The following is an 8,408-nucleotide window of genomic DNA, read 5'->3' on the forward strand; positions in this document are numbered from 1 at the left end:
CATTTCGTGTGTTGGCGGTTGATGATCCGGCGTCAATAGAGACGTGAATTTCATCGTTGCTTGGGGTGTTTAAAATGAACCAGTCCTGATCATGAGCCAGCCCCATCCTTGCACGCAAATCGGGATCAAGCTCTACACGCTGATAGCCCGGAATTTGCTCGATCAGCCGTTTCAATTCTTCTGGCGTGTCCGCCTCGATAGTCAAATCCCGCTTGTCTCGCATATCATGAGTCATAGTCTTGGGCTCGAATCAGTTGACTTGAATGGCTTGTCTCGATTACAGCCGAAAAAACTTCACGGCCAGCACCTTCCCTACATCATACATACATTCCTAATATATTCCACTTAAACGATAGGACCGGGTATGGGAAATCAGCCCTCATCATGGCGCCGTAAGCAAAGTGCGACTCTTTGGCGCCAGGCAAATTTCGCGGCAGACCAGATGCACCAAGTTGCAAAACGGCTCACTGAGGCGGGCTATGTCGAAATGGGTCAGGAGTTCCTGACCGTTGCAAACAGTGCCTCGTTTTTTGTCGAAGAGCTCGAACGGCAGTTTCAACGACGTGGTCTTGGTTTTCAAAAACCGAGTTGAGGGTGAGACAAAATTTTTTATTCAGAACTCTTGCCGTTTCTTTCGCCGCATCCGAGCATTGGAAATTAGGATCGATAGTGGCCCAAAGCTTAGGTTCGGAAGGAACAGTAATTGAGTAAAATGATCGACAAGTCCAAGAAGCCCAAACCGGCCGCCGTCTACCATTGGTCGACGGCCTGTGCCCAGCAGTTCGATGCCGGTCATTTCAAAGTCAAGACGCAGGGGCGCCTCTATGGCGTGGTTTCTCCCCATGCACGATGGGGGGTGAGCAAGACCATCAAGGGCCTGAGCCTGCTCGTCTTCGCCGGGCCGGTCCTGGAGGATTTTGCTCGCCACCCCAGGTGGGGCGGCTGCTTCTTCAAAGGATGGCTGGGCCAGTATTGGACCAGGGCCTTCGGGGATTATCGCTGGGAGCCCGAGGACATGGTGCGATGCGGCTCCGTCGTGCTGGTGACCCGGGGCAGGATCGCCGCCATCACCGATATCGGGCGACTGTGGGACCAGCGTGCCCGCGTTTGGATCATGCGCTTGCTTGACCTCGTCCATCCCGGCTTGGCTGCCACATTGGCCGCTATCTTGATCCTTGAAGACCATCCCGACTGGCCGGGCCACAGTTGGGCGAATGACATGTCCACATTCCTGCAACACCATCAGCCCCAACTCTGGCAATGGGAGGTCATGGCCGTCGTCTTCGGCGTGTGGGTTTTGTTTACTCTCTTCGGCGGAGAATGGCTCAAGCGGCGCCAATCCACCCGGCCTGAAGGCTGGGAAAATGACCTCTGGCGAGCCGTTTCAATGGCCAAGGCCCAGGGGCTGCTGCCCCAGGACTATGACATTGGCCTCGTGGTCAGCCAGTCTCAGGGCCATAGCCAGGCCGAAGGCCTTGACCCTCTAGGCTAAAGAAGAAGCAGGCGACGACTGATCGTCAGTGAAGTTGACAAGCAGACGGCGGCCTTTGCCGCTCGAGGCGGGTACACGAAGCCTCACGAGGAACCCGAGGGCGTGTCCGCTGTTAGCGACAATAGGTCTTGACCTTGTGTCCGCTATCAGCGACACTGTTCACATGAAGCTGCTGATCGAAGCCTCGGCCCTGAAGGCCCTCATGAAGATGCCGCGCTCGGATGCCGCGGCCCTTCGCGACAAGCTCAAGGCCTTCGCCGCCGACCCCGTAGCGGTCCATCCCTGGGCCAAAGCCTTCGGCGGCGGCATGGGGCGTATCCGCCACGGCGACTGGCGGGCAGTCTACCGGATTGATGGCCAGGCCGTGACGGTGGTGGTGCTGAAGATCGGAAACCGACGGGAGATATACCGATGAACGCCTTACATCTTCGTCCAATCCACGAGACGCCGGATAGTGTCACCATCCGGCGGATCGACTATGACGCCCTGACCGAGCTCCTGGCGGATGCCGAGGATCTGGCGGATGCCGCCGCCGTGGCCGCCAAGCTGCAGGCGGGCGAGACGGAAGCCTTTCCTGCTGAGGTGATGGATCGCCTCATCGAGGGCGACCATCCGCTCCTCGTCTTCCGCGAATTTCGGGGAGTGACGGTCCGGGAGTTGGCCACCAAGGCCGGCGTCAGCCGCAGCTACCTCTCCGAAGTGGAGAAGCGGGTGAAGCCGGGAAGCCTGGACCTCATGTCCAAGGTGGCGTCGGCCCTGGGGGTGCCCCTGGAATTGTTGGTCCAATAGGGGCTTTGGGGATGAACCTGGCCCAGCGTGTGGGGCGTCTGGCGGAGCTTCATGTCGAACGGAGGCTGACCGAAAAGGGTTGGCTATGCGGAAATTTCAATGTCTCGGTCGAAAACGCCAGCTCCTGGGACCTCTTCGTAAAGAAGGGTCACAAGACCCGGGTGATCAGGGTTAAGGGTTCGAGCTCGTTCGATGTGACATGGACGGTTCCCCATGGACCCGGAGCCCTCTTCAAGGGTTCGCCGACCGATGATCCCTGCGACTGGACGGCCATCGTTGTCATGGCCTTCACAGAACCCGTGACCTATCTATTGCCCACAGCAGAGTTGGTGAGGGCGGTACTTGATGCCAATCTGCCAGCCAAGTGGAGGATTCTCCATCTGCACTTCCGGCAGACCAATCGCACCGTCGGGCATCCCGGGCAGTACGGACTGGACCTGAAGTTCGAGCGCTTTCAGGAGAATTGGGAACTGGAGTGAAATTGCCCCGGCATTTAAGAAATGTAGTGGGGTGAGTACTATCCTTTGTCTATGGCGCGGCTCTTAGCGGGGAGCGGCTCCATCTGAGGTACGACCGCCGTCCCCCCGTCCCACGCCGCCATCAGAAACCGAGCCTTGGCGGGGATTGTCGCGACCTCCTCCAACGAGCACACTTCACCGTCAATATCCTCTTCGTTCTTCTGTATGCCGCCTGGGACATCGCCCAGGTTTGGCAGGCCCGCGATATAAGCATCGGCGTCGCCGGCGGTTGGGCCTCGACATAGAACTCGTGGGTGGTACGGACGTCCTGGGTTGCCGTGATCTTGAAGATCGGCATCGTTTACTCCCTTGTGGCGAATATAGGATGGAAAGCCACCTGGTCAGCGTGGCAGGTGCCGCACCTCGCCGGACGGACCGAAGACGGCCTTGAACCTCAGTTCGTTCCGCAGAAGGTCGGCCACCTCCTGATTTCCGTACCGCTGCAGCACGGGCGGTTTGGCGCAGGGGATAGGAATGACGACCTTGATGCCGGCCTGATCGAGGTGGCCGATGCTTTCCACGAGACGAGACTGGTCAACCCACAGGACGCCGTAGCCAGCGGGGGGCTGAGGCAGCCAGAGCCCTTCGGGCTTGCCGGCCCGGCGGCGGAACAGGTTTTTGAACAGTCGGATTATCATGGCCGTGCTCCTTCAGGATGTTGCGTCATGGGCCGGGCCCGGCTGGCCGGGCCGAAGGCGGATTCTGAGCTCCCCGGGAGAAGGACAGTCGGCTTTGGCTTGGTAGACCTCCTTCATGCCATACCTGGGGGGTAAGGACTCCAGCTTCGCTTTGAGTTGAGCGACTTCGGGGGCCAACAACACCGCCGCGCAGTTGTCGACCGGAACCGTCATCTGGGGCAGGTGGAGCGGGGACCCGTCCTCGGGGGCGATCAGAGCCCGGCTTGCGTCGATCGGTGCGGTAACCGCACGGGTAGCCGGGGGGCCAGACGTTTCGTCGGCCGCCGACGGGCCGGCGGGCAAAGTGCATAAAATGGCGATCAATGTCAGTGCGACCCCGGGCCACAGGACTGGGGGGTGAGGTGGTGCCGTGTGGAAGGCCATGGAGACTCCTCCTATGTGTTGGAAACGATCAACAGCTTGTGCATGTGGAATTTTGCCCGAATCACCCCATCGGGGATGCGGAAGCCACACACACCACGCGCAACAGCCGAGCTCAGAACCGTATCCCAGGGTGAGCCCGGGGCCGTAACCAGGTCATGGAGCTGGTCCGGTGACAGGTGCCGGAACATCTGGACCACGAGGATGCCGCATCCGATGGCCATGGGGCTCTCAGGTGGCGTCGGCCGGTGGACCATCGGGTCCATCAGGCTTCGCCGTCGAAGAAACCGGAGCTTCAGATCGACAGTAAGGTCCAGGCCCTGGAAGCCTGTCAGATGGCTCTGCAGGGTAGGGTGGACGGGGCCCTGCTCCCAGGCTTCGAAGTAGCCGTAGACCAGCGGCCGGCCCCCGGTGCGCCGAAGGTGCAGGCCATGGGCCAGGTAGAGCAACGACTGAAGGTCTTGTGGCGACAAGCCCTCGTCTCCGGCCAGGTCGAGCAGCATGTTGCAGACAGCCAGGCAGTCCATCCCCGGCATGTCGGACGTCGGCGTTGAGGGAGACAGGGGGGGCACCCCTGGAGATAAGGTATCATCGGTCATGGCATCTTCCCTCATCCCGCAGGGAACCACCTTGGCAGCGGCGGGCTTGCCGGCCATCCCAGACCAAGGGGTGGATGGTTGCCTCCACCGGAACATCGGTGGGCAGCATACGCTCCACGATGAGTCGCCAAATGCGGTGAGAACGCGGCTTTCGAGGCTTCACGGGGCGGCACTCCACCACGAGGTAGGCCGTGCGGATCCGGCTGCCCTGGGGCAGGACATAGTCCCCTGGTACAGGCCCTTTCATCGACCTGTAGGTGATGCTGGTCAGGGCGGGACCGACGCCGGTCATGCTGGCCGTCCCTCCTGCAGAAGCTCCCCATCGAACCTCAGCCTGGCGCCGTCGAGATAGGCGCGGGAGCGCTCGATGCCGATCCAGCGCCGGCCCAGGCGCTCGGCGGCGGCACCCACGGTGCCGGAGCCGAAGAAGGGGTCGCAGACGATGTCGCCGGGGGCCGTCGTCATCAGGATGGCGCGCTCGGGCAGGGCGGCCGGGAAGGTGGCCGGGTGCGCCTTGATGCCGGCGGCCCGGCAGGCCCGCCGGTAGGCGTCGTTGGACGCCGAGTTGGCCACCCGCTGCAGGGTCGACGGGATGGCGCCGCCATTGTCCCGGGCGAAAGCCCGGGCACCGATGTCGATGCCCGAGGGCTTTACCCTGGCCTCATCTGACCTGTCCTGGCCGATGTAGTGCTTCAGCGTCCGGGCGGCATAGGGCTGAAGCACCGCCCGGTTGTCGGCCTGGTCCTGGACGCCGGCCAGGTCGTTGACCCACCAGTAGACGGGCTCCACCGTCTGGCGCAGCCGCCGGCGCCGGACGGAGACCCATTCGATGGAGCCCAGCTTGGCCGGGTTCTCCCAAAACCAGCGCTGGGCCAGCTGGAAAACGCAGCGGTCCTCCACCGCGTGACGAAGCGCTCCAGGTAGGTGCTCTGGTAGGGGGCCCCCTGGCGGTAGACCTCCCCGCCCAGGTTCATGAACAGGGAGCCTCCCGGGACCAGCAGGGGCTTCCACAGGTCCACCAGGTCCAGCATCCAGCCGATCCAGCTGGCGCTGTCCCAAGACCCGTAAGGGCGGCCTTTTAGGATGGGATAGGGCGGTGAAGTATAGATGGTGCTGACCGATCCGGGCTCGACCAGGGCGGCCGCGTCCTCCACATGGCCCCAGAGGGCCAGGCCGTGGCGCGTCTCGAAGATGGTCAGCACCACGCCCGGCCGGGCGTTCTCCAGCAGTCCCTGGCCCTTGTCGGTCAGGCTCCAGCGGCCGCGGGCGTGGGCGCTGACCAGGCCCTTGGTCTTGGCCAGCTGCTGGGCGTGCCTGACCTGACGGTCGAACAGGTTTCGGTCCTCACCTGTGCCGAAGGAAGATGTGGCCTCCCTCACCTCGGGGCCGGCGCCGATTTCCGCAGCCACCCGGTCGTAGAGGTCCTGGGGACTGGCCTCGCCGCCGGCGGCACCCAGGCAGCGGATCAATGGCAGCAGCAGCTGGCCCTGGCTGGGCAGGGTCGCGGCCCGCTCCGCCTGCTGCTGGGCCTGGCCGGCTTCGACGCGACGCCGGCGCTTGCCCAAAGCTTCTTTGGAGGGCGTGGTGATCATCTTTCACCGATGGGTTGGTGGTCTGGTACGGCTTGGCCGGAGCTGCGGGACAACGTCCCCAGGCGCCACACTTTCTCCGCTGTGCGGAAAGACCGGTCATGACGGTGCCGATGGATGCGCAGTGCCTGGCTGAACGCGGTATCCCGCCTCTCCCCTTCAAGGAGGCCATCACATCCGAGACCGGTGCCGACCAGCAGGGACGCCGCGGCCGATGCCGCATCCCCCCCCCAGATGGCGGTCACGACGGGGGCGTAACGGCTTGGGTTGGCCACCAAGCCGCAACTGGATCGTCCACCGCTGTCGAAGGTCAGGGCAGGGCAGGGGCCTTGATGGGTGTTCTGAAAGACGTGCTGCGCCAGGCGGCAGAGGCTATCGAGGCAACAGCCCCCGCAGCCATTGCAGGGAGCGCCATGGGGGGGCTTGGGTGGCGGGTGGACATCAGTCATGGCGTTCCTCCCCTGATGAGCCGCGCTTTTGCCGGTATTCCTTGAGAGAGAGGGGCTGATCGCCGTTGCAGTCCCGACAGATCCAGTCGTCCCAGAAGCCGGTTGCCCCAAGATATTCATGCTCGGAGATGTCCCAGCAAAGGGCGACGCCACAGGCGCTGCAGATCGGCGTGCGGCCTCCTGGGATCGTGCTGGGGATGACGGTGACTCCCATTCAACTCTCCTCCTGGCCATCCCTTTGGCGGTGCCAGCCGATGGACCACATCCGGTGGGCCTCGCTACTGTTCTCATGCGGATTGTCGGCCGCCCGCAGCCCCGCCATGAAGGCGATGGCCCCATCCGTGTAGGGAGTGGGCTCGGCTATTGTCAGCTGGACCGGAGCTGCTGACAGCATCTCCGAGATGGTCACCTGCCAGGATCTCGGCTGCTGTTCGGTTTCCGCTATGGCGGGTGGTGCAGTAAGTCCCTCCATGTGGACGAGGCCATCGCCAGTGACCAGCAAGTGGATTTGGCCTGGCAGAACCAGGCGAGCCAAATAGCCATCGTCCTGAAGGAAGGGCATGCCATCCCAACCGGGCTGGCCAATCAGCTGCATGAGGTCGTAGACATCGATCTGGACCAGGGCTCCCAAGCCGGCTTCGCTCTTGGCGGTCGCAAGCCGGACCAACTGCAATTCAAGAAGTGCGCGCAGCTCCTCGGGATCCGAGACAGGAGCCAATTCCGGATGTCGGAGCAGCCCGCGGATCGCGGCGAGACGAAGTACTGTATTCGCCGGCGGGAAACCCCGCCTTCCGTACATCAGGTTTCGCCGATTCTGTGTATCGTTGGACATCATGGCATCGTTTGGTGGCGAACCGAGGCAAGAATGAGGACATGGCCACTGGCACCGTTCTCTACGTACCATCCGAGGCATTGGCCTGGCGCTAGCTTGATGGTGCTTTCCATCTGAATTTCTTCCAAGGCGTAAATATTACTGTCATTTTCTTTATTGTTCAGGGTCGGGTCTTGGGCAATTGCCTGCAGTTTTGATTGGAGTATTACAGCACTCTCATTCGATGGTCGTCCGCTCAGTGTCACCATGATGGCAGCCTGCTTCTCGCAGGGCGCGGTAGATGGCATGGCTTCGCAAGGGTTGGACATCGGGATATTGACGGTTTGTGGTACATCCTCGACCCCCACCATGTAGGCCTGCCACAGATCGCTGCCGATACGTGGCCACTGACGGTGAATCGCATTGACAAGGGGACCTGAAGGAGGCTGGAGGTCGGTCCCATTCTCCGCGGAGATGTTCAAGACCAGATAGTCATCACCCAGCTTCTGCGGCGACACGTCGTTGATACCGGCTGCAGTCACCCATTCCCGTAGATTGGCGGGGCCCCCGGCGCCAACCGTGATCACCGTGAAGCCATAGGCGAGCATGCGCTGTCCGGATAGGGAAGCGCCCAGGGCGACTGCTGACTCACCCTCAAGCTCCTGCCCATGGACTGTGGAGGCGGCGAAGAAGAGTGCGAGGGACACGAGGACGCGACGGAACGTGGACAATAAGGTTCTCCCTCTGGCTCAACGGGGGAAGACAATCGGAGGAGGATAATCCCGCCATCAACTCCGTTGACGACATCGCGGCATGGGTCCAGTGAACTCTACCGGTGCAAAATAACTTATGGTAGCTAAAATTAAATGGCGCCCCTCTTCGTTTCCTCCGGTGCCGTCCAACGAGCGGAGGCCCCTGGTGACTGATCGCATTCTGACAGCTGACATCAAGGCGGCCCTGCGGGCGCGCTACCCGGCGGCGGAGTACGCCTTGGTGTTCGAGGTTGCCGAAGCGGTGGGCATGGGCGCTCATCGGCGGGCCGACGCGCTGGTGATGAGCCTCTGGCCCAGCCGGGGCCTCACGCTGCAGGGCTATGAGATCAA

General features: G+C 62.2%; 13 protein-coding genes and 1 pseudogene. 6 read left to right on the forward strand and 8 right to left on the reverse strand.

Annotated features, from left to right (window positions below):
- A partial coding sequence (locus I55_RS36445) for a hypothetical protein (protein WP_148294022.1) occupies nt 1-223 on the reverse strand: 223 nt, incomplete at its 3' end.
- A 141-nt stretch (nt 224-364) separates the two neighbouring features.
- On the opposite strand from I55_RS36445, the gene I55_RS36450 reads away from it, so the two are divergent.
- The 5 genes from I55_RS36450 (at nt 365) to I55_RS28170 (ending at nt 2,760) form a co-directional block, all read left to right on the forward strand.
- On the forward strand, nt 365-592 hold the full coding sequence (locus I55_RS36450; RefSeq protein ID WP_148294023.1) for a hypothetical protein: 228 nt from the start codon (nt 365-367) through the stop codon (nt 590-592).
- A gap of 120 nt (nt 593-712) precedes the next feature.
- On the forward strand, nt 713-1,492 hold the full coding sequence (locus I55_RS28155) for a hypothetical protein (protein ID WP_044564054.1): 780 nt from the start codon (nt 713-715) through the stop codon (nt 1,490-1,492).
- A 163-nt stretch (nt 1,493-1,655) separates the two neighbouring features.
- Entirely contained in the window at nt 1,656-1,907 is a 252-nt protein-coding gene (locus I55_RS28160; RefSeq protein WP_044564055.1) for a type II toxin-antitoxin system RelE/ParE family toxin, read from the forward strand.
- Nucleotides 1,904-2,281, forward strand: a complete 378-nt coding sequence (locus tag I55_RS28165) for a helix-turn-helix transcriptional regulator (protein ID WP_049974589.1) — start codon at nt 1,904-1,906, stop codon at nt 2,279-2,281. The genes I55_RS28160 and I55_RS28165 overlap by 4 nt, the downstream gene beginning before the upstream one ends.
- Nucleotides 2,282-2,292: 11 nt before the next feature.
- The gene (locus I55_RS28170; protein WP_044564056.1) at nt 2,293-2,760 is read left to right on the forward strand and encodes a hypothetical protein; all 468 of its coding nucleotides are present in this window, start codon (nt 2,293-2,295) and stop codon (nt 2,758-2,760) included.
- A gap of 380 nt (nt 2,761-3,140) precedes the next feature.
- On the opposite strand, the gene I55_RS28175 is transcribed toward I55_RS28170, so the two are convergent.
- The 7 genes and pseudogenes from I55_RS28175 to I55_RS28200 all read right to left on the reverse strand — a co-directional run bounded on the left by I55_RS28175 (nt 3,141) and on the right by I55_RS28200 (nt 8,036).
- A complete protein-coding gene (locus I55_RS28175; RefSeq protein ID WP_044564057.1) occupies nt 3,141-3,437 on the reverse strand; it encodes a hypothetical protein in 297 nt (98 codons plus the stop codon).
- Nucleotides 3,438-3,871: 434 nt separating this feature from the next.
- Entirely contained in the window at nt 3,872-4,456 is a 585-nt protein-coding gene (locus tag I55_RS28185) for a Panacea domain-containing protein (RefSeq protein ID WP_044564059.1), read from the reverse strand.
- A 288-nt stretch (nt 4,457-4,744) separates the two neighbouring features.
- Complete coding sequence (locus tag I55_RS35115; RefSeq protein ID WP_307718735.1) at nt 4,745-5,467, reverse strand: site-specific DNA-methyltransferase; 723 nt, start codon at nt 5,465-5,467, stop codon at nt 4,745-4,747.
- A pseudogene (locus I55_RS39600) lies at nt 5,401-6,048 on the reverse strand (winged helix-turn-helix domain-containing protein); the annotation flags it as partial. The pseudogene I55_RS39600 and the gene I55_RS35115, both read right to left, overlap by 67 nt.
- 438 nt (nt 6,049-6,486) lie before the next feature.
- Nucleotides 6,487-6,708 (reverse strand): hypothetical protein, encoded by a 222-nt coding sequence (locus tag I55_RS36455; protein ID WP_148294026.1) that lies wholly within the window; start codon nt 6,706-6,708, stop codon nt 6,487-6,489.
- Nucleotides 6,709-7,329 carry a hypothetical protein gene (locus I55_RS28195; protein ID WP_148294027.1) on the reverse strand — a complete coding sequence of 207 codons (621 nt, stop codon included), beginning with the start codon at nt 7,327-7,329 and terminating at the stop codon, nt 6,709-6,711. It lies immediately after the preceding gene.
- Entirely contained in the window at nt 7,326-8,036 is a 711-nt protein-coding gene (locus tag I55_RS28200) for a hypothetical protein (RefSeq protein WP_044564061.1), read from the reverse strand. The genes I55_RS28195 and I55_RS28200 overlap by 4 nt, the downstream gene beginning before the upstream one ends.
- 187 nt (nt 8,037-8,223) lie before the next feature.
- On the opposite strand from I55_RS28200, the gene I55_RS28205 reads away from it, so the two are divergent.
- On the forward strand, nt 8,224-8,408 hold a 185-nt coding region (locus I55_RS28205; RefSeq protein WP_199902756.1), incomplete at its 3' end, for a hypothetical protein.

Source organism: Azospirillum sp. B4 (assembly GCF_000333275.1).
In the GTDB taxonomy this organism is placed as follows: domain Bacteria; phylum Pseudomonadota; class Alphaproteobacteria; order Azospirillales; family Azospirillaceae; genus Nitrospirillum.

What these genes read in the sequence shown, in the direction of transcription:
- I55_RS28185 (WP_044564059.1), bottom strand. Translation starts at nt 4,456, where the DNA reads ATGACCGATGATACCTTATCTCCAGGGGTGCCCCCCCTGTCTCCCTCA.
- I55_RS28175 (WP_044564057.1), bottom strand. Translation starts at nt 3,437, where the DNA reads ATGATAATCCGACTGTTCAAAAACCTGTTCCGCCGCCGGGCCGGCAAG.
- I55_RS28195 (WP_148294027.1), bottom strand. Translation starts at nt 7,329, where the DNA reads ATGATGTCCAACGATACACAGAATCGGCGAAACCTGATGTACGGAAGG.
- I55_RS28155 (WP_044564054.1), top strand. Translation starts at nt 713, where the DNA reads ATGATCGACAAGTCCAAGAAGCCCAAACCGGCCGCCGTCTACCATTGG.
- I55_RS36450 (WP_148294023.1), top strand. Translation starts at nt 365, where the DNA reads ATGGGAAATCAGCCCTCATCATGGCGCCGTAAGCAAAGTGCGACTCTT.
- I55_RS28170 (WP_044564056.1), top strand. Translation starts at nt 2,293, where the DNA reads ATGAACCTGGCCCAGCGTGTGGGGCGTCTGGCGGAGCTTCATGTCGAA.
- I55_RS28160 (WP_044564055.1), top strand. Translation starts at nt 1,656, where the DNA reads ATGAAGCTGCTGATCGAAGCCTCGGCCCTGAAGGCCCTCATGAAGATG.
- I55_RS36455 (WP_148294026.1), bottom strand. Translation starts at nt 6,708, where the DNA reads ATGGGAGTCACCGTCATCCCCAGCACGATCCCAGGAGGCCGCACGCCG.
- I55_RS28165 (WP_049974589.1), top strand. Translation starts at nt 1,904, where the DNA reads ATGAACGCCTTACATCTTCGTCCAATCCACGAGACGCCGGATAGTGTC.